The sequence below is a fragment of the Nodosilinea sp. LEGE 07298 genome, assembly GCF_015207265.1.
Lineage (GTDB): Bacteria > Cyanobacteriota > Cyanobacteriia > Phormidesmidales > Phormidesmidaceae > Nodosilinea.
In genome coordinates this window covers 1-19686 of sequence record NZ_JADEXE010000105.1, presented here as the reverse complement: position 1 = coordinate 19686, position 19686 = coordinate 1, and the positions used below count along the sequence as shown (strand labels likewise).

25 protein-coding genes and 3 pseudogenes are annotated in these 19686 nt (G+C 55.8%); 12 read left to right on the top strand and 16 right to left on the bottom strand.

The window, feature by feature from the left end; genetic code table 11:
- Nucleotides 1–212: pseudogene (locus IQ273_RS33730) on the top strand (IS4 family transposase); the annotation flags it as partial.
- Here the strand turns inward: IQ273_RS33730 and IQ273_RS15560 are convergent.
- Complete coding sequence (locus IQ273_RS15560; RefSeq protein ID WP_194024089.1) at nt 146–1606, bottom strand: DUF3102 domain-containing protein; 1461 nt, start codon at nt 1604–1606, stop codon at nt 146–148. The pseudogene IQ273_RS33730 and the gene IQ273_RS15560 overlap by 67 nt on opposite strands.
- A gap of 207 nt (nt 1607–1813) precedes the next feature.
- Between IQ273_RS15560 and IQ273_RS15555 the strand changes: the two genes are divergently transcribed.
- Together IQ273_RS15555 and IQ273_RS15550 are read left to right on the top strand one after the other, a co-directional pair.
- A complete protein-coding gene (locus tag IQ273_RS15555; protein ID WP_194024088.1) occupies nt 1814–2512 on the top strand; it encodes a winged helix-turn-helix domain-containing protein in 699 nt (232 codons plus the stop codon).
- A gap of 168 nt (nt 2513–2680) precedes the next feature.
- Entirely contained in the window at nt 2681–3427 is a 747-nt protein-coding gene (locus IQ273_RS15550) for a hypothetical protein (protein WP_228053113.1), read from the top strand.
- On the opposite strand, the gene IQ273_RS15545 is transcribed toward IQ273_RS15550, so the two are convergent.
- The 12 genes from IQ273_RS15545 to IQ273_RS15490 form a co-directional block, all read right to left on the bottom strand.
- Nucleotides 3428–3814, bottom strand: coding sequence for a hypothetical protein (locus IQ273_RS15545; protein WP_194024086.1), 387 nt, complete (start codon nt 3812–3814; stop codon nt 3428–3430). It lies immediately after the preceding gene.
- Nucleotides 3815–3818: 4 nt separating this feature from the next.
- Nucleotides 3819–4109: a hypothetical protein gene (locus tag IQ273_RS15540; RefSeq protein ID WP_228053111.1), complete on the bottom strand. Its 291-nt coding sequence runs from the start codon at nt 4107–4109 to the stop codon at nt 3819–3821.
- Nucleotides 4110–4322: 213 nt separating this feature from the next.
- Nucleotides 4323–4793, bottom strand: coding sequence for a hypothetical protein (locus IQ273_RS15535; protein WP_194024084.1), 471 nt, complete (start codon nt 4791–4793; stop codon nt 4323–4325).
- A gap of 223 nt (nt 4794–5016) precedes the next feature.
- Entirely contained in the window at nt 5017–5751 is a 735-nt protein-coding gene (locus IQ273_RS15530; protein ID WP_194024083.1) for a RadC family protein, read from the bottom strand.
- A gap of 146 nt (nt 5752–5897) precedes the next feature.
- Nucleotides 5898–6167, bottom strand: a complete 270-nt coding sequence (locus IQ273_RS15525) for a hypothetical protein (protein WP_194024082.1) — start codon at nt 6165–6167, stop codon at nt 5898–5900.
- Between the two features lie 393 nt (nt 6168–6560).
- Complete coding sequence (locus tag IQ273_RS15520; RefSeq protein ID WP_194024081.1) at nt 6561–7688, bottom strand: peptidoglycan DD-metalloendopeptidase family protein; 1128 nt, start codon at nt 7686–7688, stop codon at nt 6561–6563.
- Nucleotides 7672–8094: a hypothetical protein gene (locus tag IQ273_RS15515; protein WP_194024080.1), complete on the bottom strand. Its 423-nt coding sequence runs from the start codon at nt 8092–8094 to the stop codon at nt 7672–7674. Before IQ273_RS15515 ends, IQ273_RS15520 begins: the two co-directional genes overlap by 17 nt.
- Before the next feature lie 2 nt (nt 8095–8096).
- Entirely contained in the window at nt 8097–8645 is a 549-nt protein-coding gene (locus IQ273_RS15510; RefSeq protein WP_194024079.1) for a hypothetical protein, read from the bottom strand.
- Nucleotides 8645–9907, bottom strand: coding sequence for a hypothetical protein (locus tag IQ273_RS15505; protein ID WP_194024078.1), 1263 nt, complete (start codon nt 9905–9907; stop codon nt 8645–8647). Before IQ273_RS15505 ends, IQ273_RS15510 begins: the two co-directional genes overlap by 1 nt.
- On the bottom strand, nt 9904–10137 hold the full coding sequence (locus IQ273_RS15500; RefSeq protein ID WP_194024077.1) for a hypothetical protein: 234 nt from the start codon (nt 10135–10137) through the stop codon (nt 9904–9906). The genes IQ273_RS15505 and IQ273_RS15500 overlap by 4 nt, the downstream gene beginning before the upstream one ends.
- The gene (locus tag IQ273_RS15495; RefSeq protein ID WP_194024076.1) at nt 10121–10783 is read right to left on the bottom strand and encodes a hypothetical protein; all 663 of its coding nucleotides are present in this window, start codon (nt 10781–10783) and stop codon (nt 10121–10123) included. Before IQ273_RS15495 ends, IQ273_RS15500 begins: the two co-directional genes overlap by 17 nt.
- Before the next feature lie 63 nt (nt 10784–10846).
- On the bottom strand, nt 10847–11365 hold the full coding sequence (locus IQ273_RS15490) for a hypothetical protein (protein WP_194024075.1): 519 nt from the start codon (nt 11363–11365) through the stop codon (nt 10847–10849).
- Between the two features lie 198 nt (nt 11366–11563).
- Between IQ273_RS15490 and IQ273_RS15485 the strand changes: the two genes are divergently transcribed.
- The 8 genes and pseudogenes from IQ273_RS15485 (at nt 11564) to IQ273_RS15455 (ending at nt 16386) form a co-directional block, all read left to right on the top strand.
- Complete coding sequence (locus IQ273_RS15485) at nt 11564–11761, top strand: ribbon-helix-helix domain-containing protein (RefSeq protein WP_228053109.1); 198 nt, start codon at nt 11564–11566, stop codon at nt 11759–11761.
- A 91-nt stretch (nt 11762–11852) separates the two neighbouring features.
- Nucleotides 11853–12041, top strand: coding sequence for a hypothetical protein (locus IQ273_RS15480; RefSeq protein WP_194024074.1), 189 nt, complete (start codon nt 11853–11855; stop codon nt 12039–12041).
- Nucleotides 12041–12382, top strand: coding sequence for a hypothetical protein (locus IQ273_RS15475; protein ID WP_194024073.1), 342 nt, complete (start codon nt 12041–12043; stop codon nt 12380–12382). Before IQ273_RS15480 ends, IQ273_RS15475 begins: the two co-directional genes overlap by 1 nt.
- A complete protein-coding gene (locus IQ273_RS15470; protein ID WP_194024072.1) occupies nt 12379–12858 on the top strand; it encodes a hypothetical protein in 480 nt (159 codons plus the stop codon). The genes IQ273_RS15475 and IQ273_RS15470 overlap by 4 nt, the downstream gene beginning before the upstream one ends.
- Entirely contained in the window at nt 12855–13178 is a 324-nt protein-coding gene (locus tag IQ273_RS15465; protein ID WP_194024071.1) for a hypothetical protein, read from the top strand. Before IQ273_RS15470 ends, IQ273_RS15465 begins: the two co-directional genes overlap by 4 nt.
- 346 nt (nt 13179–13524) lie before the next feature.
- A pseudogene (locus IQ273_RS35385) lies at nt 13525–15360 on the top strand (hypothetical protein); the annotation flags it as partial.
- Complete coding sequence (locus IQ273_RS15460) at nt 15281–15994, top strand: IS630 family transposase (protein WP_313898133.1); 714 nt, start codon at nt 15281–15283, stop codon at nt 15992–15994. The pseudogene IQ273_RS35385 and the gene IQ273_RS15460, both read left to right, overlap by 80 nt.
- A 47-nt stretch (nt 15995–16041) precedes the next feature.
- Entirely contained in the window at nt 16042–16386 is a 345-nt protein-coding gene (locus tag IQ273_RS15455) for a hypothetical protein (RefSeq protein WP_194024070.1), read from the top strand.
- A gap of 78 nt (nt 16387–16464) precedes the next feature.
- On the opposite strand, the gene IQ273_RS15450 is transcribed toward IQ273_RS15455, so the two are convergent.
- Nucleotides 16465–17535 carry a YhcG family protein gene (locus IQ273_RS15450; protein WP_194024069.1) on the bottom strand — a complete coding sequence of 357 codons (1071 nt, stop codon included), beginning with the start codon at nt 17533–17535 and terminating at the stop codon, nt 16465–16467.
- Between the two features lie 215 nt (nt 17536–17750).
- On the opposite strand from IQ273_RS15450, the gene IQ273_RS15445 reads away from it, so the two are divergent.
- Nucleotides 17751–18068 (top strand): tyrosine-type recombinase/integrase, encoded by a 318-nt coding sequence (locus IQ273_RS15445; protein ID WP_397197891.1) that lies wholly within the window; start codon nt 17751–17753, stop codon nt 18066–18068.
- Between the two features lie 160 nt (nt 18069–18228).
- On the opposite strand, the gene IQ273_RS15440 is transcribed toward IQ273_RS15445, so the two are convergent.
- Nucleotides 18229–18882, bottom strand: a complete 654-nt coding sequence (locus IQ273_RS15440; RefSeq protein WP_194024068.1) for a hypothetical protein — start codon at nt 18880–18882, stop codon at nt 18229–18231.
- 2 nt (nt 18883–18884) lie between these two features.
- Nucleotides 18885–19559 (bottom strand): annotated as a pseudogene (locus tag IQ273_RS15435) (toll/interleukin-1 receptor domain-containing protein); the annotation flags it as partial.
- Nucleotides 19560–19686: the final 127 nt, after the last annotated feature.

Genomic DNA, 19686 nt, shown 5'->3' with positions numbered 1-19686 from the left:
GGAGTCGTCTGGATTGGCATGGCGACCGGGGCTTGAGTTTTCTGCAACTCGGTTTGCGGGAACTGGCTCGGCTTTGCTACGAGCGTTTGCCCTTGCCCATCCTCCAAGCCTTGCCTAAGGGCAATCCACCGCCCGCTTGCGCCTCTCAATGCAAGCGAGACGCCCTAGACTGTCGCATTGAGTTCGCTAAGGTCCTCACATTCTCATGGTGAGACTGCCCTAAGTTTTCTGCACCACTAAGGTTCTGGCCCTGGCATGGCGTAGTGTGTCCCTCTGGGTCAACGTCCCACTGTACGACAACCTGCTTTAGCCAAACGGCACTGGGGTCAAGCTTGACGATGGTGCCCTGAATGGAGACATCGTCTGGCCAAATGACGCGATCGCCTACGGCTAGGGTGTTGTCGTCAACGTCGAGAAAAATGGCATCCTCGGGTCGAAGGTTAAGGTGCAATTCTTCGTCGGTCAGGACATACTTTTGACCACGATACTTGACCAAATTTCCGGCATAGGTGAATCGGATGCCGGGGGGCTGAGTGTTGTAGTCGTAAACTGGCCCTTCCCATTGGTCAGCGGGAACAACACCAATGGCCCGAATACTGGGATTACTTACCGCAGTCAATCCCGATGTGCAGACCCAATGCTTTTCCTCAAACTCGAACATGCCGCGAATCTTGTCATCCGATAGGGTATCGCCTGAGTAAGTCTTGCCGAATGCCTTTATCTGCGCTCGGGTCACCACCCCGTAGACATCCTGATAGCGAAACTCGCTAGTCCCGTCGGGGCCATTATTATCCCCCAACGGATTGGGTTCACTACAGGGCTCCACCTTTGCCATCGACAACAAATCCGGATTTGTGAGGGCGTTGATGATTGCCGGGGGGTCGACTTTGGTGGCGCTTTCGCTCAGCACAACGCCAATGTCGAGGGTGAGGTACTTGAAGCCCTTCTTTTCGACGAAACCCTGACGAGTATCGCCCTTTGGGTCTACACCCCTCACATAATCACCAATCTCGAAGCTCTCGGACGCCTCAACGATTTTGTGCAGAGCCAGCACGTCTTCACCCTCTGCTTCCCAGAGCTTCCAAAGCGCCTCGTAGGTGCGAACGCTTTTCGGATAGTTGTATTGGTTTGAAACGTGATCGTGAGTCAGCTCGATTGCGAAGCCCGCCCGGCCTCTTTTCATCACCCGCCCCACTTGTCCCCAAATGGCGACAATCTCATCCTTCTTGGGTATCCCTGAATCAGCTTTGTTGGCTTCGGTGAGGTAGTTCAGTGCACCTCGTAGACTCATTTCCCCCGACTCCTGCTGAGTCTGTATCCATTTCTCCAGCTGCTCCCATCGCTCCGAAATGCTGAGGTAATTCCGGACGTGGCGATCGCTTATCTCCGGCAGGTACTGGGCTAGCCATGGCCCCCAATTCCCATGCCCTAGTTCCGCTTTCTTCGCAGCCAGGCGATCGCCTAGCTCTTTTGCACGATGTAACAGTGTCAAACTTCCATCCTGAATTTCTCTGTGGATATTCAGGATGGAAGCAGCCTCATCTTTCGACGCCTGAATGGCTTCCGTATCGGCGTCTTTCACTTTCACCAGTGTGGTTGTGGCCATAGTCAAAATCAAATCAGATTAACTATAGTATATCGTATTAATCCCGTGCAGTTATTGCGGATTGGCACGAAAGCGGAATGCTTGAGGCTGGCTTTGGTAGGCGATCGAGGCATAATGCGTCGCAAATATGGCAGCTGTTGCCCGGATAGTGCCTGAATGAGCCATTACTATGGCCGCAACATATAAAAGAACACCGGGAGGTGCAGTATGAGCGCTCGACAGCGAGTAACTTTACGGTTGGATGTTGAGGTAGATTCGGTAGAGGGGCGACTCTTTGCCTATCTCAAAGGTGAACCAGCGGTATCGCTGCGGGAGTCAGTGCTCAGGGCACTGAAGGTGTTTTACCTGCCCTGGGCTTTAGAACCAGACCTGAGCCGGTCAGAGATTCAATCCCTGGCCCAAACCCTGTTGAAAGACATGCATCTACGCAGTCTTCAACTTCAGTCTCGGTTTTTGGCGATCGATGAAACGCTGCCGCTCGGTATGGCCCAATCAAGTGAATCTGCACCGCACCCTGTGGTACCGAGGGCACATGATGATGAGCTGATTCGGCATCAGTATCTACAGCTGCACCAGGCCCATCGGTATTGCAGCGTTCGCTCATCGCCGGGCGACGATTGGGTTGATCTCTCGCTATCAGCGCTGGGGTTTGACCTACTGGCAAAACTGATCCAGCAGCCAGGGCGAGTCTACACCCGATCAGAGCTACTCAAGGAAGTTTGGGGGCCAAATCACACTGGGGATATCCACAGCACGGTTGATCCCTGCGTCAGAAGGCTACGCCAAGAAATTCGATCAAAGCTGCGGGTGCCAGAGGGGGTGAACCCGTTGGTCAAAACCATGAGGGGGGTGGGATACAAGTTTGAAGATACGAATGATTGGGCCGACATGGTATCTAATATCTGAGTCAGTGGTCTTGGGGCAGATGCAATACGCCCCCCCCTGTGGAAGTTCATCTCTACTCCTTAATAAGCTTGTGGAAGCCCCGTCCCGTTAACGGAATGCGTTCGTAAGCTTTTGGGGATTACCACCAAAGTGCTACGTTTAATCGAAGTTTCTGCGCTGCTTGGCTGTATGGCTGTTGATCAGCATTATGTTGATAGGCTAGTCGATTGGGTGACTTCGGAGGCGGCGAAGCTTGGGGGTGGTGCCAAAGGCGTTAACGCCTTTAGCACTGACTCTGCGGTTCGGCTGGCCGCTTACCCAGGCCTAGGTGGCTTCAGCACTACGGTGGTGTCTCGGTGGATCAACCGTCAGATAAAGCAGGGGCTAAAATCGAAAAATTTACAGCGAATCGGACTTCTGAAGGGGTTTAGCACTGATCCTGCTGAGGCCGAGACACTAGCGTACCTGTGGTTATCAGGTCTTGATAAACCTAAACCTGCTGATCAGGTAGATCGGGGTGAGGTCAAGCCGGATGCCGTCCCTGCCCCTCAGACCGAGGCCATCTTCGATGCCAAAAGAATAATTGTTCAGATAGAGAAAGGTTTGCCAGCCGAGGATTTGGTCGCGATAATCACTGCCTCAGTGGAAGCACTAGCTAGGCAATCTACTGCGGCACCTTCTCAGGAAAAACCTGAAGATCAAGACAAGCCGATTGAGACACCTTTAACTAATGTGCTTCGCAGCTGGCTATCCAAAGGAGACAAGAACATCAATGATTTGGCTGCTGCGCTGAATGTCAGCGTCCCTCAGGTTGAGCGTATTCTCGAAGGCCACCCCTTGACTGCCGAAGATTGCTATAAGGTGGCGGCTCTGACAAGCCTTGAGGTTGACACTATCGTCGGCTGGGGAGCTTGCCCTGAGCTAAAGCCATCTTGATTATTCGTCAAGCTGACCATATATAGCCTTCTTTTGCTTTTTGGTTAGATCGCTCCATACCTTCGTCAGGATGGGGTCGCCTCTGTCTAGGGCCGCCCTTAAGGTCGCGATCGCAACCGGATCGCTGAACACCTCGCGCATTTTTGGCTCTGGCCTGTCGAGAAGTTTGGCGATCGCAGTGCGAACATGATAGTACCGACTGGCACGCTCTCTACTTTTTGAGCTTTCCTCGTACTTACGGCGATAGTCAGGCAGGCGATCGCCGAACTTTTGGGTTACGTAGTCGGTCGAAAAATTTTCCTTTCGATAGCACTGTTGGCATAACCCTTTGGCGTAGTGCTTACGGGTCGGGTGGCAGTCAGCCATCCTCCGCTCAGTTATTGACATAGTTCTAGCTCTCTTCCTCTCTTTGCCGGAGGACAGCCTTTTGGTCTTTGGTGAAGAACTCCCACACAGCATCTAGGGTTGCTTCGCTAGCCCGCAGCTTGGCCACAGCAGCCGGATCGGCGAAAGCCTCAGTTATAGACGTTTTTCCGGTCAGCTTTTTGATGATCTGCCGCTTGAGGTAAGAGCGTTTGTGTCGCTCCTTTCCCTGTTCGCTGCTGTCGTAGCTAACGTTTGCGGACACGCGATCGCCACCCGCTCCATAACCTTTGCTGGCCCGCCAGTGCTTGAAGCACATGCCCTTGGCATAATGAGATCGATCACATCCCTCCACCGTGCAAAACCGTTGCCGTGCGCTCTTTTTGGGGCCAGGTTTAGTTTTGGGTTTAGTTTTAGGTTGCTCCTCGGCCATAACCGTAACAGGGTAATGCATCGGATGAGTCATGGTAGCATGAGCCCACTTTGGCCGAGCCGACCAACCACCCAGCGAAGGACGATTCGCACCTCAGGGTTACGTTGCGATGGTAGGCTGCCAGTCTAATCCCTCTCCTGGAATCCAGTGTGGCTCTAGGCCTTTCAGACGGCTCTCCATCCGTAGGTTTTCGGGGCGACCATATTTAAATTGGCGTACCCCATTGCCACCCAGGTAGTAGGTGAAGGTTTCCCCTTCCAGCAGTGCCTCAGGTGCTACCCGCAGGCCAACGGCTGTCCAGATGCAGAGCTGGGCCAGGGCGATCCAGTCTTCCCTCGTCTCTGGGCCGAACGCAGTTGCCAGGTCAGGGTGATCGTGCTCCACCGCCTGCCGTATCCTGCCATCCCGCCGCGCGAACCAAATACTCTCGCTATTGGCCTTGATTAAAGGGAACCGTTCGAGCATGTGCCAAACGTCGGCCTGGCCTCCCCTGCCAGCACGTTGGTCTACAGCTCCAGGGCCGATGTCTCGGGCACAACTACTCAGTGGGATGTCGTCTAAGGTTCCCATAGATCCTTGCCTCAGAATAGGGTCAGTTGCTCAGTTGGCCTGATTACGACTAGGTCGTCGGATGGCATCCATGGAATCGATTAAGTAATACATCGGACTGATTATGGGAAAAAGCTTTTTGGGGTGAATCTTCGCCAAATAGCCGTATTGAATGGACTTCAAGACAGGCTACTGTGGTCAAAGCTGGCAGCACTGGAAGTCGCTAGAACTCGCCTATGGTCGGTTAGTGCTGAGGACATTCCTGCCAGAGTTTGGTGGTCTGCCGCAGGCTGACGTAGTCGCCATTTCCGAGGATGAGGTGGTCGAGGATGCTCAGATTTAAGGTCTTTGCACCTTGCAGAAGCTGTCTGGTTAATTGGATGTCATCCGGGCTAGGAAGAAGAGATCCTGAAGGATGATTGTGGGCAACAATGCCGCGCACGGCCCCTACTCGGAGCAACCAGCCAAAGATTTCTTTAGGGTCGGCTAAGCAGTCGGTCTGCGTCCCCTGAGACAAGATCTCGTAGCCGATCACCTTGTTCCTAATGTCGAGAGCAACAGCCGCGAACCGTTCCACCCGTTGCCACATCAGGTCGCCCCCTAGCAGTTCAGCAGCAACCTGTGGATCGTCAAGGCTGAACTTGTTGTCCTTCGGGCTTTCCAAATAGACCCGGCGACCTAGCTCGATGCCCGCTTGAATTTTACCGACCTGAATTTTTGTCAGCCCAGCAGCCCGCAGCTCAAGGGCTGTGGCTTCGCGGAGCCTTTGCCAGGCAGTCGCGTTGTCGAGCAAGACAGATTGGCAGGTGATTCTGTCAATAACCTGCTGGGCTTTTTCGTGCCCGATACCCAGAAGAGTGACGAGTAAATCGGCGACGGTGGCCGACCTACTATCGCCGTAGCAACGCCCTTGGGACAGCTCGGGGGAACTATCAGCCGCCATCCACAGACCTCTGTTGTGCGCCGTAGAAATGACCATTGTGACATCTTCATTACTCTGGGAGGAAGCTTGCCTGCCGATAATTAACTAATACATCGGACTGCTAAAACACATTATTTTTAGTAATTTAATTTTTGGCAAAAAGCCCGCCCTGGTTGGATTCAGGCGGGCTTTTGGGTTGATGCCTAAAACGGTTCGATGCCTAAGTCAAGCGCCTGGAGGCACCATTGTTCGATGCTGTTCCGGTCGCCCTGGGCAACCAACTCGGTAAATTTAGCTTGGAGAAACTCTAGATTGCTCCCCCCTGCGAAAGGCCCATAAGCCCAGTTGCGGAGGTATTCCGCTAGCGTTGCCCGTTCGGTATCGTCCAAGTGCTCTTCAGTGAGCAAGAATTTTTCAACGACGGGGGCCAGGTTGCCCGATACGTCGTCCATCCAGTACACAAGATTGAACATCGTTCCTACTTCTCCATGCAATTTCCTGCGGTGCGCAATCATCTATTTCCATGTGAGGCCTCGGATAATGCGATCGGACTCTCGCACCCGTAGCCCACCCGTCCACTCGCCGTGATCGGTGCCCTTCCCGGTGGTCTCTAGGCGCAGCCCTAACTTCTCCACTGCCCATCTGCTTCGTAGAGCGCGGCATCAGTGGCTTTGCACCATACGATCGCGGATGCTGCCTAGGCCGTGGCGAACCTCCGTTCTCTCCAGATCTGGGATCGCCGCCTCACGTCTGTCTATATGAATTATAGTATATCGTATTAAAGTTAATTGAGCGTATCCCGCATGGTTTTTGCGCGTGATTCAGGTTGTGGAATTACTGCTAAGGGCACCCCCCTCGGCGAGGGACTACTTTTCCAAGTTCTGCTGCCGGAGCCGCTGAAACTTCTCCGCCGCACTGTCGGCATAGCTCTTGATCGACTCATAGCCCGCCTGGGGGCGAGTGTCGTGGGTCAGCTCAGGGTTGCCCGAGTACCACTCCGCCGCCACCCGCTTCACCGCCGTGTTCATATCGTGGCCCGCCTGAATTTGCCGCTGTAGGGCACTCTCCAGCTTGACCCCTACGATCTGCTGTTGAATCTCGGGATTCTGCAAAAACTCCTGGGGCGACACATCGCGACCCAACACGTCGTAATCCCAGCCGCAGTTGCTCTTCGGCTTGCCGTCCCAGGAGCAATTGAGATTTTGCGGCATCACCTGCCCCAGACCCAAGGCCCCCGTGCCAGGGTTGACGGCCCTATGATCCCCGCCCGACTCCTTAGTGACGATCGCCTGGTAGAGCGCAATCGTATCCCCCAGACGCTCATTGGGCTTGCGGCCATTCAGCGCCCAGACTAAATAGCCCTTCTGTGGAGCCTGAGCCACGCCTCCCTGTCGCTGCTCCCAGTGCAGATGAGCGCCCGTGCTGCCGCCCGTGTTGCCTGTTTTCGCCACCACCGCCCCGGCCCGATGCTCACCCCCCTTACAGTGGGACAGGTGAGCCGCCCTAAAGGTGATCTCAGGGAACGCCGAACTGGTCATATCTGCCACCGTGCCATAGCCCTTCGGGTCGCTCCAGCAGCGCACCGACACCCGATCCCCGGCGTAGCCAATGGCATGAACCTGCACCCCCTCCGGCGTCGGCAAATCAATGCCCGAGTGCATCCGCATCTCGTTGTGGATCGGGTGCATCCGCAGGCCAAAGCCCGAGTTGACGGTGTAGCCCGCGATCACATCGCCCTTGCTGATGAGGGCCTTGAAGTCATCGTCGTAAAACCCAGCCACTACCTCCGCCATGGCGCTGACTTTTCTGAAGCGATCGCCCCAAGTTTGGTTGGTTGCTTTATCGACCATCACCCAGGTCGAGGTAGCGATCGCTCCCACGCAGCCCAGCTTGAGCACCAGTTCGCCCGCCTGCATCGCCGTGCCAATCACGTAGCGCCAGGTCGGCGGCAACTCCGACCAGTGGGGCTTGATATGTTTAACGGTTGAGTTCACTGTGGGTCACCTCCCCCTCCGATACCGTCACATCGAGGGCCAAGCCGTTGTCCAAAGCCCAGCGGTAGACCCCGTTACCCAAGGCACAGGCAGGCTGACCCAACCACTCCAGGGCGATCGCCTCCGACTCCCCCACCAGTGCCCTGCGCAGCTCTGCCTTGGTGGCATCGAGGGCAACCGGGTCAGGGGCCACCGCCACGCAGGTTTGCAGACGGGCATCGTTACCCTGCACCCTGGTCACCAGCTGCCACGCCGCAGGCTGATGGGTGTTGACCCACGACCTCACCCCATAGACCGGGTTGTAGAACTGCCCCCGGCCCGGCTGCTTGAGGTCTAAAAACGCGGCCCCGACGAACAACGCCGCCAGGGCCAGCAGATACCGGGTTCGGATCCGCCAGAACAGCATCGCTACTCCCCAACCTTCACAGCGCGAGTGTAGGGACGCGTTTCAATGGGCTGCCCCACCCGCTCTTCCCCGGTCAAGACCTTGTGGGCACTGCCCGCAAGGCTCTGCGTTGGCACCACCAACATGGCCCCAAAGTTAGTCCCAGCTACCACCGGGTTCCAGATGTCACCCCCGGCTTTGACTGCCGAACCCTGGAGGACATTCAACCCCGCTGAGAGCACAAATAGCCCGCCCCACACCGAGATAAAAGCTCCACCCATCGTCTGTAATGGGTGGTTCCGCAAACAGCTGAGGCCGCTGCGGATCACCGGGAAAATGCTCCAGGGATCGGTGGCGGGCGTGATGACAAAGATGGGCTTACGCCTGCCGCTGGTGGCATCAAACCAGCCGCCATCCTGCATGTTAGAGCGCATGGCATTGCGCGGCGCGAGCTGGATACCGCTGCCCCGCCCTGGAGATGACAGCTGAGGCGTGATATCGATAATTTGCCCGTCGATGATCTCGGGGCCATTGTTGCCGTTGGCGAGTTGATTGTTCTTAGAGCTAGCCATTAGGAATTTTCCTCAATGATGGATTTGATGCGGTCAAATAAATCACAGCCCTCCTGGTACTTGTGCCCCTGGTAGCCCAGCACCTCCTTGATCACCTTGGAGCGCGACATCCCCTGGGCCAGGGCGTTGGTTACGGCGATGATCAGGGGCAGATCTGGCCCCTGGGAGTGCTTTTGAAACTCGGTTCGGTTTGTAACCGATTCGGCTGTATCCATTGCTGTGCCGTGGTTACCGCGAGTTATACCGCCGGTTATCGAGGCCGAACTTAGTTCGGGCACTTCATAGGCCACCATCGGCAGCCATTCCTTGATCTCTGAGTGGTAGAAGACCGCCTGCTTGGGTGAGAACGATCGCTCAAAAATCACCTCATCCTCAATCGGTGGAATGCTGGTGTCCGACTTCCGCAGGCTTTCCAGATGGCTCTGGCTGCTGGGGGTCTGAATCGTGAGCAGGTCAAACGTCGCTCTCATGCCGCCGCTGACCCCGATATCGCCCACCAGCGACGACTGAGTAATGGCCCACAGAGCGCGATCATCCGTCTCCCCCGACGACAGCTCCATCGTGAGCTGTGACTTGAGGAACCCCTCGTACCAGGTCTTGAAGACGGTCTTCATCATCGCCAACTCGTCGATGATCAGCACCTTGGGCCGCTGGGGCAGCTGCCGCCAGGCAAAGATAAAGCGCTGCATCTGCTCACAGATGTCGTCGATATCTTCCTTGCTCTCCAACGAGTCAGCCATGAAGCCCAGCACGTTATCGGCCTGCTCCCAGTAGCCGTGCTCCTTGGGGTGGTACTTGGGCTGAATTACCCACACCACCGCGCCCTGTTTCACCTGGGCTTGCCGGTAAGCGTGGGCCACCGTGAGCCCCTTGCCGACCCGAGGGTTAGCTGAGATCAGCGTAGGCCGCATGCGAGCGGCGAGAATAGCGGCTGGGTTGCCCACCCGGAAAGACTCAGTCGCTCCAGCGAAAGGCACCTGCCCGTTCCAGTCCTGGGGTTCTGGCTCAAACTGGGGGCCTGCAATGGCAATTTTGGGCTGTTCTCCCCCTAACGCCCAGGCCACCCCACAACCCACGGATACCAGCCCAAACACCAGCGACGCAGGCAGATAGGGATAGGTTTTCTCGTAGCGAATCTGAGCCCCGTTGGCGAAGGCCTCCAGGTCAGCCGGAGTAAGGTTGCTGGCAGGCCGTTGCAGGCCACAGAGCAGCCCCAGGGCTGCTGCCCCAACCGAACCATAGAGCAAGTAATGCTGCTTCATCGAACACCCCTCCCGAATCGCAACGCTACGGCTCGAACGGCTGACAGCCCCAGCAGAAACACCCCCCAGCCCAGCAGCAGCGCGACCAGAAGATCCGCCAGTCGCGTCAAGACCACAATCAGGACGATGCCAGTTAGGGGGGCGACAACGGCGGTTTGGAGCAAATGCTCAGGCGTCGAGCGCCACAGCAGAAACCAGACAAAACGGGCGTAGTTAATCGCGGACTTCATGGGCCTGCACCTCTTCAGACAGGGAGTGTTGCCGGTCGTGGTACTGCACCAGATTCTCGATCGCCACCACCGCCAGGTTGGTCGGCGGGTCTTGGGGCAGCGCTGCCATCGAGCGGGCCACCTCCACGGCCTCAACTCTGAAGAGCGCCGCATTCGCCTGTCGCCAATCGCGATCGCCCTTAGCGGCATCCAACATCACCTGGGCATCCCGCTGGTAGCGGTTGAGGGGGCAAATAAGCTGCTGCTGGTAACACGGGTCAGTAGGCTTCAGAACATCCTGTTCCGCCTGCTGACGATAGCGGTAGGCCTCATTGTTGAGCACCGACCGACCGACATCGGTCAGCACCAAACGGCTGTCTTCGTAGTTGCCCGAGAGCCGGTCTTGGGCCGCCGCCAGCACGTGCTCGTAGTTAGGGGCGGGCAGTTCGCTCTGATAGGTGCCCTCGTCGCCCGTGCGGCCAGACTGAGCAAAGGCGAAGGCAATGCCGGAGAGGGCCGCCACCGCGATGCCACCAGCTGCCCAGTAACGGCGGTTTTGCCACCAGGGAACGGGGGCTAGGTAGATGTTTTGGATAGGCGATGCACCGCCAACGACCTCGCGACGGTATTCGAGGGGGACGGCAGGGGGAGTAAATTTAGCTTCCATAGCGTTATAACCAGAGTTACGGCGTTAACAGGATGAAAACGGCGGTTATCAGGGCTAAAACCCCTAACCAGCAGCGGTGGTATCGGGCGTGTCTACAACGACGCCCAACTCCTTTCCCACCGTTTGTTGCAGTTGCGCGTGGGTGGCCAGGGCGGTGTTCATCTCGGTAACGGCCATTTCGTGGCCTAATTGGCGACCCGACTCAGCCGCCATGCCCAGTAGAGCGTTCCTAAAACTGGCCTGATTGCCCTTAAACGCCCCCAGCGCCTGGGTGAGCTGTTGCTGTTGCAGGTGGCGGCTCAGCTCGCTGTTGACGCCCCGAGTTGCCAGCGGTGGGGGCGTGTAAACCGATAAACCACTGCCCAAAACTTCAACGTGTTGTGCGGGTGCGGCGGGCGGTTTATCAGGGATAAACAGAGTTTGAGCGATGCTGTCTTGTTCAGCTGGACTCAGCAGCGTGGGCAATCCCTTGCCCTGAGGCGTCCCCGAGATGCCCAGGGCCGTCATTTTGCGCCCGATTTCGGTGTGGGAGACCCCACAGACCTCGGCAAACTTGCGAATCGATAGTGGTTGACGTTCCACGTCGTTACACCTCTTGTTACAGATCGAAACTTCGGTAAATCAATACTTTGAGCGGTTTAGTGGAACCCAGTAGTTCCAGTCGCGTTCCACCAGTGGTTACAGTGATAACACAAATAAGTTACTTCGTTGAACTAATAAGTTACTATAGTGTTCAGTTTGGTTCGGTTTCGCAACTTGCTCGTACACTGAAGGTGAAAAATGATTGGCGATGAATCAATGAGCAAGCGCGTCGGGCTGACGATGCCAGACACGATTCATGAAAAGCTGGAGCGATGGGCTAAAGCTGAAGGGCGTCCTGTTGCTAATTTGTGCAATTTCTTGATAGAGAAAGCAGTGAGAGAAGCTGAAGAAGCTGGCGCTATTCCTGCGGCGGCAACAGTGGAGGACAACAAGTGAGCAGCGATCGCCTAGATCGTGCCGAGACGCTAATTATTGAGGCGGTTGAGGCTGCGATCGCCAACGGCGAAAGCTCAGCAGAGAGCAAGCCATGACCCAGGGAAGCGATCGCCCTCGCCGCACGGTACACGCTGCGGCCAGTCGCAAGCACTGTAAAGACATGGCAGACCGGTACAGGTGGAAGTTGGTGGATGCGAAGCTCAACGGCGACAAAATCTTGCCCGTAGACTGTGAGTTTGAGGGTGATGCCCAATTCCCGAACTACATGGAGGATGACTAATGGCTGAAGCATGGGTGATTTACAAAGCCAGCACCGACGATGCCCCCGGATGGCAAGAGCGGCTGCTAATGCCATCCGGCAGCCTCACGAGCATTCTGTCTGAGGAGTTTTGGTACAACGACAAACTCCCCCAGGTAGGCGATCGCGTCTACGAATCCCGGCGGGTGGGAGATGAGGTCGAGGCTAGGGACGGGGATTGGGTAGTGAACGAGGTAGAAAATTTTCCTAGGAAAGATGGTAGTCAACTGGTGATCTGCCACTGCACCTATGTCCCCGTCACTCTCCAGTGGGAACGGGTAGAGCGCGGGGCACCTATCCCTGTAGAGGTGGCGGCGGTATGACCTACAGCAGCGATCGCCTTGACCGGATAGAGGCCATCCTGGCCGAAAACGCTCGGCAGCTTACCGAAAATTCCCGGCAGCTGGTAGAAACCCGGCAGCTAGTGGAAAGCAACGCCGCTGGCTTGCGAGAAACCCGCGCCATTACCGAAAGCAATGCCCGCGCGATCGAGGCATGGGGCAGCCGCATTGAAGAGGTGCAGGTAGACATAGAAGAAGCCACAAGCTCTACCAGAGCCGATCTGGCTGTGCTGATTGAAGACAACGCCCACAACCAGGGCATTGACTGGGTGCGCTTTGACCAGATGCACGAGGAGCACACCCAGCGCTTCAATACCCTGCTGGAAGAAGCCAGGGCCGACCGACAACGGGCTGATCGTGATCGCGCCCTCAACGAAAGTGAGCACAGAGCCTTTCGCGAGACGTTTCAGACCATGCTTGCTGAGATTGCCCGCCTGTGGCAACGGGTAGCAGGATGACCACCGGAGACAAAGCCAAACGCACCACGGTTGTGATCGGCAATGAGCCAATCGCTGGGTTTCAGATGCCCGAAGGCTCTTACCGGATGAGCATCACCAGCGCGGCTGAGGTGGTTGGGACTGCTCAACAGAACGGATCAAACTTTTTGCGCTTGAATGCCTTCAAAGCCTTACAGGTCAGTAGTTACACGCCACAAACTTCTGATCCGGGTAAAGCCTACGCAGAACACGATGTCCTGCACAAACAAGTAGCCCAACTAGAACAGCAGCTCCACGACGCTGGTCTAGAGCCCTGGCAACTACCGCCAACCGAGCGGTAACCACAGTCTTTTATTGCACGTTAGGAGGCCGATACCAACCCCAAAACCCCGATGAAATCAAATATCTAGAGTCTGCTTGCCCGGTTTAGACACCTGTACTATATCCGGCAATGATTGACGCCCCGCTGGACTGACCACCTGGCGATCGCGTGAATCAGTATTAAGCGTCCTGACCAGACCCTTAATACGCAAAAAGAACCGGCAGCGAATGCCACCGGCTCTTTAAAAAGCGAAAACCCGAGAGGACCAGTTCCCGAGTCGCGCAAAATGACTTATGCGGCTATGGTAACACCGGATCTCTCTCGGGGCAATACCCATTGCTCTTTTTTAGGAGAGAGAGGCCCCCATGACCGCATCCATAGGATGGGGCGAGGAGTCGCGTAAGACTCCCCGTTCCGAACCCCTCCCCGCTGACCCTACGGGCCAGCGGCTGTGTGAAATCTTTGGCCACTACCCCTGGAACGTCATCCGCGCCGACCTGCCGGATGACGCTACCACCAAAGCCGCCTGGACGACCGTTAGCACCTACCCGCTGCGTCCCCGCGTTCTCTGGAACCAGTGGCAAGACGCCAACCAGCTGATCGGCGTCCGCTTCACCCACGACACCCGCTACGCCCTGCTCGACCTCGATGTCGGCGGCGACTACTGCACCGCCGAAGGCGTCGCCCAGATTCGAGCCGCCCTAGAGACCCTCGGCGTCACCCGCACCCTGCTGATTCGCTCTAGCTGGAGCGGTGGCCTGCACCTCTACCTTCCCTTTGCCGAGCTGGTCAACACCTTCAACCTGGCCGTCACCCTCAAAGAATGCCTCAAAGCCCAGGGGTTTCGGCTCCAGGCCGGGCAGCTCGAAATCTTCCCCAACGTCAAAGCCTACGGCGTTCAAACCTTCATCGAATACATGGGCCACCGGCTGCCCCTCCAGCCCGGTAGCGGATCCTGCCTGCTCGACGATGCCCTCAACCCCATCGGCAGCAGCCTAGCCCGCTTCTTCTGGCTCTGGGATGGCGCAGCTAGCCACCAAGACATGGACACCCTGCGCCATGCGATGAAGATTGGCCGCGACAACCACCGCAAGCGACCCAAGCGCCGCAGTCACCCCGTCGAGAGCTGGCGACACGACCTCGACCTTGAGATCACCGAAGGCTGGACAGATTACGGCCAGACTAACCACTTACTCAAAACCATCGCCTGCTATGGCCATGTCTTCGAGGGCATCCAGGGCCAAGCCCTGATCGACTACACCTTGCGCATCGCCCTTAACTGCCCCGGCTACGAGCAGTACTGCCGCCACCAGCACGACATCGAACGCAAGGTCACCGCCTGGGCCAGAGCCGTCGAAGGCTACTACTGGCCCCTGGGCACCACCCCCAGCCGCGACACCAACCAGCCCAAAAACACCCTGGTGCCCTTCAACCAACAGCAGGCCGAAGATGCCCAGTACCGCATTCGCACCGCTTACGCCGCCCTAGAGCAGGCGGGGGAGCTGCCCGAGCAGATCACGGCCAGGGCCAAGGCAATCGCTCAATTGGCCAAAGTTAGCCAGCAGACCCTCTATAAGTACCTCAGCCTCTGGCACCCTGCCCACCAAGAGGGTGTAATAGCCCAGCTAGCAAGCCATTTAGACCCTGACGAGGTGAGTTTTGAAACAATACCAGAATCGCTAGAACCCTTAGAGATTAAGGAATTATATCAAGTCCGGCTAATCACCCTTAGAATAGTGGAGTTGAAAGGTGAGGATAACGGGATGGGGCGTCGTCTGACCCTGGCATCACATTTGAGCACTGAGGAACTCGAACAGCGTTATAAATCGGCTCAGAACGGGATTGAACGGGGGCATTATCAGCTGATCTGGCTATTGCAATCGGGCAAGCGTACCGCTGAGGTCTCTGAGGTGACCGGCTACAGCCGAGCCTGGATTTACGAAGTGGTCAGAAGCTATAACCGTCAAGGCCCAGCAGCACTGGGTGACCAACGGCATCACAATCAGGGACATGGGCAGGTCATTCTCGATGATGAGAGGCAAGCCTTACTGTACCAAGCCCTGCAAGAGGAACCCCCAGATGGCGGCTTTTGGAATGGACGTAAGGTAGCCGACTGGCTCAGTGAGCACCTGGATCGTCCGGTTCACCGCCAACGAGGTTGGGAGATTCTTAAACAGATGGAGTTCTCCCTCAAGGTGCCTCGACCCGAACATCAGCACGCCGCCACCGAAGAAGAGCAGCGGGTGTGGGAAAAAAAATCTGCATGCTCAACTAACGGAGATCAAAGCCGCCCATCCCGACGCCGACGTGCAGTTGTGGGCTATGGACGAACATCGCTTGGGGCTCCATCCCATCCTGCGTCGCGTGTGGGTCGATAACTGGTTTGGCTTGCTCAGTGCGCCCGTCCACTGTCGCTATGACTGGTTTTGGCTCTATGGCTTTGTCCACCCCCGCAGTGGACAAACCTATTGGTGGCTGTTGCCTCGGGTCAATATCGACCTGTTTAATCGGGCCTTGGCTGATTTTGCCGAACACTTTGGCATTGGCCCCAAGCACCACGTCGTGTTGGTCATGGATCAAGCCGGGTGGCACACGTCAGATCAGGTGGTTGTACCGGAAGGCCTACACCTGGCCTTTCTGCCACCGTACTCCCCGCATATGCAACCGGCAGAGCGACTCTGGCCTATTCTCAATGAAGCTTTAGCGAACCGGGTATTTGAGACCCTAGATGACCTCTTGGAACGAGTAGAGCAGCGCTGTGTACAACTCCTAAACCTCACCGATTTCATCTCAGGCTTAACCCAGTTCCACTGGTGGAGGGCATTTCAATGCTAAGTGTGGTTCATTAAGCGGACTTGATATTACACCCCTTAGAAAGATACATGAAGGGTGAGGCGCGTTGCGCCGGTGATTTGGGGTTGGATAAAACTTCTTTTTCTCCGGAAAGGGGGGTGCGGGGGGATAAGCCTGTTTTTCCACAGGCGGCAGAGCCTGCGACCTACGACCCAGACCTGCATGGGCAGATTCAGCGCCAGATCCGGAGCATGGGGTGGTCTGGGGATGTGATTTGCCAGTTTATTGCTGACCGATTTGAGGGCAAACGCTGGTTTGAGCTGGTGGACGATGAGCGCTTACTCCTGCTCTATCATCTGCGTGTACTTGATTCTCCCAAGGCTAGAGAGCCTGCTGACGTAATAATCGAGGAACTCTCACTCGCTAATCGATAGTTTTTCTTCAAGAGTGTCGCTATGCCTGACTATCGGGGCAATTTGGCCAACAGCCTGTTGGTCAATTAGAGAAAAGAGCTAATCTTCGGGAGACTGCTTTTCCTCGTCCTCTATCTCTTCAATAGCAGTATTCAGTTCCAGCTCAAACTGTTCTACCGTAGGCAGGCTACTCTGAATATCTGGGGGAAGTTCCCCCTGGGTTTGAAAGGTTGAAACGCCAATTGGCTGCTGGGTTCCCTGGAGCGCATACTCCACTATGGTTTTATCTTTGCTTCGGCAGAGAATGATGCCGATAGTGGGGGCATCGAGTTCGTTGCGCATGAGGTTATCGACCGCAGCAACGTAGAAGCTCATTTGGCCTGAGTGCTGCGGTTCAAACTCGCGCATTTTGAGATCTACCACCACATAGCAGTGGAGCTTGACATGGTAGAAGAGGATGTCGAGTCGGTACTCCTTGCCACTGACGACGAGGGGATACTGACTGCCCAGAAATGAGAAGCCCATGCCGAGTTCGAGGAGAAAGTCGCGGATATGGTCCACGAGGCCCCGCTCCAAATCGCGCTCTTGAGCCTCTTCTGCCAGGGTGAGGAAGTCGAAGTTGTAAGGGTCTTTGACGAGCTGCTGGGCGAGGTCAGACTGAGGAGCAGGGAGGACTCGCTCGAAGTTAGTGACAGCGCCACCTAATCGGGCGAATAAATCGCTTTCAATCTGCATCACGAGAATGTCGCGGCTCCACCCGTTTTCTACGGCTTTGTGGGCGTACCACAATCGCGCTTGTTGCTCTTTTAGCTTAGTGATGAGGGCGATGTTGTGACGCCAGGGCAATAGGCCAACGCTGCGTTGACCTATTGCTTCTTCGCTATACGCCTCGGCGAACGCCCTCATATATTTGAGGTTTGTCTGGGAAAAGCCGCTGATATCGGGAAACTCCCGCTTCAAATCTTTAGCCAAGCGCTCAATGACCTTGCCGCCCCAGCCTTGATCTTGTTGGCGGGTCAGGATTTCGTTACCGATCTGCCAGTAGAGATGAATGAGCTCCTGATTGACGGCGAGGGCTGCCTTGACCTGGGCCGTGCGGATGCGTGACTTGAGCCCATTGAGGAAATCAGCGTAGTTGTCGTCAGAGAAGAGGGATGACTGTTTCGGCATGAGCAAGACTATAACAGGGCTTTAGTGATGCTTGATAACTGGCCAGCTGGCGTTGCTGAATAGCAGTATGATTTCGCAAAAAAAATGGACGAGATCCCAATACCTACAGAGATCGATTTATACCTAAAATCAGCAACTGCGCCTGGGCGATCGCCCAGGCGCAGTTGCTGATTTTAGGGTATCTGTTCCCTGCTGCCCAATGGACCCGAGCCACTGTGAAGCAGTACCGTGTTCAGCGCCAGGCCAATGGCGACTATTACTTTGCGCGAGTGGGAGAGCGGCCCCCCCGGCAGCACATCAGCACCCGAGCGGTAGATAAGGCGTTGCGTCGGGCCTGTGACCTGCTGGGGCTTGAGGGGGTGAGTACTCATACCTTTAGGCGATCGCTGGCCACCTATCTCTATGATGCAGGGGTGCCATTGCGGCAGATTATGGCGATTACGGGCCATGCGAGTTTGGCGTCGCTGACCAGCTGCCTGAACCTGGAGCAGTGGGCGGCGGGGGATGCGTTGTTGGGGTTCTTTGCGGAGTAGGAGGCGGTGTTCATAAGCCTGGGTGACTACAGCACTCACCATGACCAGCTCACTTAGGCGACCCGGTTAGATACGGGTGCGGCCAAAAGGCTCTGCCTCGAATCGCCTCGCTACAGTGAGATATGGTACGTTCTCTTAACGAAATGAAACTGTGTCACCACTATGAAGACGGATGCTTCCAATAACGCTGTTCGACTTCAGCTGGTTGATCCTCAGGCTGGCGATAACGTTCCTCTCGAACGGAGATTCCAAGGTGCCGATGAAGGAGTGCAACATAGTCAAGGTCGTCTTCTAGATCCGGAGTGATTCCCCCAAGTCGCTCGGCCACCTCAAGTACGGCTCCGCCAGTCGAGACTATCGGCACAACTACTGCTTTTGGCTGTAATTGGCGGAACAACTCAAATTCGCTTACGATGCCAGCCATTCCACCGATAAATACACCTGCTGTAAACGCATTTTCGGAGAACATCGCCTCGCGCATTAAAAGCAAACTCCTCTCCCGGTCACCCGAAATTCCAGTCGTATAGGTGACGTTCTGAAACCGTTCATTATCCTCAGGAAACTCGTCCTGGAAGAACCGCGATTGGTACAAACGAATCCAGCGACCGTAATCAATACTCATTTCCTGCGCTATGTTCCATATCATCGGTGTGATAGCAGGGTGACCGCCCCATACGAGTATTCGCCTCCCTAGCACGACGTGGACAAATGCCGATACTGCCGTCGTGATCGCGACGGAATCGGCTGTTGCAGCGTACTTGGGAGCGCGTTTTGGATCGGGAACACTAGCTGAGAGGAAGATTACGTCGGCCATACTTATTCCTCCCACCCTGCAAGTGTCCAGCCAGCTTCGGAGACTTTGATGGCGCGAACGGCGCGGATGTGCTCGTCTAGCCACTTCAAGTGGTTGCTCCATCTACTGCAAATACCTAGATGATCGTACACAACAACAGGAATTCCCAGTTGATCTGCGCGTCGAGCCTTGTCCGCTACATCATTAAAAACCTCGGCAGTTGGTACACCAACAATGGGATACACCCATATCCTCTGATTGTTAAGCAGGCGTACTGCTATGGCACGATGCGCACCAACCGCTTCAACACTCGCGCCGATTTTCTCAACATCGGCCCTCAACTTTCCTGTAATGGACATGTAGCGAGCTGCAATACTCTGGCTTCTCAGCCGCTCAACTCGAAGCACAATTGCTTCAGCAGTGCTCTCTTTTACTGGCCCGTCTGACCCTTCAAGATCCTCATTCTCCAAATAAATTGTTTCGGAAAGATCGGTAAGTTTATTGGGCTTGTGTTCAGGCCAAATGACCCGGAGGACTTGGATTTCTTTTGCTCGAGCACGACCTATCTCTTGGCGTGTCCATCTGCTGCCAAAGTAGCTGGGAGTGTCCAGCATAACCATGACATCAGAGTCAACGAGGCGATGCCAAAGTACGTCTTGAAAAGGGTCACCCGGTCGAATGTCGTGAGTGTCAAGAAAGGGTGCATCCCAGTTATGTAATGAGCAATAATACTTAGCCTTAGCCAGGCCCATGAACGTTAAGCTTTGAGCAGTTCAACCTAGGAACTTCACTGCCATGGATGCCTCCAAAGAAGCCCGTCTCAAA

Excerpts from the sequence above, each read along its gene's own strand:
- IQ273_RS15450 (WP_194024069.1), bottom strand. The coding sequence starts at position 17,535 with ATGCCGAAACAGTCATCCCTCTTCTCTGACGACAACTACGCTGATTTC.
- IQ273_RS15485 (WP_228053109.1), top strand. The coding sequence starts at position 11,564 with ATGATTGGCGATGAATCAATGAGCAAGCGCGTCGGGCTGACGATGCCA.
- IQ273_RS15475 (WP_194024073.1), top strand. The coding sequence starts at position 12,041 with ATGGCTGAAGCATGGGTGATTTACAAAGCCAGCACCGACGATGCCCCC.
- IQ273_RS15555 (WP_194024088.1), top strand. The coding sequence starts at position 1,814 with ATGAGCGCTCGACAGCGAGTAACTTTACGGTTGGATGTTGAGGTAGAT.
- IQ273_RS15440 (WP_194024068.1), bottom strand. The coding sequence starts at position 18,882 with ATGGCCGACGTAATCTTCCTCTCAGCTAGTGTTCCCGATCCAAAACGC.
- IQ273_RS15500 (WP_194024077.1), bottom strand. The coding sequence starts at position 10,137 with ATGAAGTCCGCGATTAACTACGCCCGTTTTGTCTGGTTTCTGCTGTGG.
- IQ273_RS15470 (WP_194024072.1), top strand. The coding sequence starts at position 12,379 with ATGACCTACAGCAGCGATCGCCTTGACCGGATAGAGGCCATCCTGGCC.
- IQ273_RS15505 (WP_194024078.1), bottom strand. The coding sequence starts at position 9,907 with ATGAAGCAGCATTACTTGCTCTATGGTTCGGTTGGGGCAGCAGCCCTG.
- IQ273_RS15455 (WP_194024070.1), top strand. The coding sequence starts at position 16,042 with ATGAAGGGTGAGGCGCGTTGCGCCGGTGATTTGGGGTTGGATAAAACT.
- IQ273_RS15550 (WP_228053113.1), top strand. The coding sequence starts at position 2,681 with ATGGCTGTTGATCAGCATTATGTTGATAGGCTAGTCGATTGGGTGACT.
- IQ273_RS15510 (WP_194024079.1), bottom strand. The coding sequence starts at position 8,645 with ATGGCTAGCTCTAAGAACAATCAACTCGCCAACGGCAACAATGGCCCC.
- IQ273_RS15540 (WP_228053111.1), bottom strand. The coding sequence starts at position 4,109 with ATGTGCTTCAAGCACTGGCGGGCCAGCAAAGGTTATGGAGCGGGTGGC.
- IQ273_RS15535 (WP_194024084.1), bottom strand. The coding sequence starts at position 4,793 with ATGGGAACCTTAGACGACATCCCACTGAGTAGTTGTGCCCGAGACATC.
- IQ273_RS15530 (WP_194024083.1), bottom strand. The coding sequence starts at position 5,751 with ATGGTCATTTCTACGGCGCACAACAGAGGTCTGTGGATGGCGGCTGAT.
- IQ273_RS15495 (WP_194024076.1), bottom strand. The coding sequence starts at position 10,783 with ATGGAAGCTAAATTTACTCCCCCTGCCGTCCCCCTCGAATACCGTCGC.
- IQ273_RS15515 (WP_194024080.1), bottom strand. The coding sequence starts at position 8,094 with ATGCTGTTCTGGCGGATCCGAACCCGGTATCTGCTGGCCCTGGCGGCG.
- IQ273_RS15560 (WP_194024089.1), bottom strand. The coding sequence starts at position 1,606 with ATGGCCACAACCACACTGGTGAAAGTGAAAGACGCCGATACGGAAGCC.
- IQ273_RS15525 (WP_194024082.1), bottom strand. The coding sequence starts at position 6,167 with ATGTTCAATCTTGTGTACTGGATGGACGACGTATCGGGCAACCTGGCC.
- IQ273_RS15545 (WP_194024086.1), bottom strand. The coding sequence starts at position 3,814 with ATGTCAATAACTGAGCGGAGGATGGCTGACTGCCACCCGACCCGTAAG.
- IQ273_RS15480 (WP_194024074.1), top strand. The coding sequence starts at position 11,853 with ATGACCCAGGGAAGCGATCGCCCTCGCCGCACGGTACACGCTGCGGCC.
- IQ273_RS15465 (WP_194024071.1), top strand. The coding sequence starts at position 12,855 with ATGACCACCGGAGACAAAGCCAAACGCACCACGGTTGTGATCGGCAAT.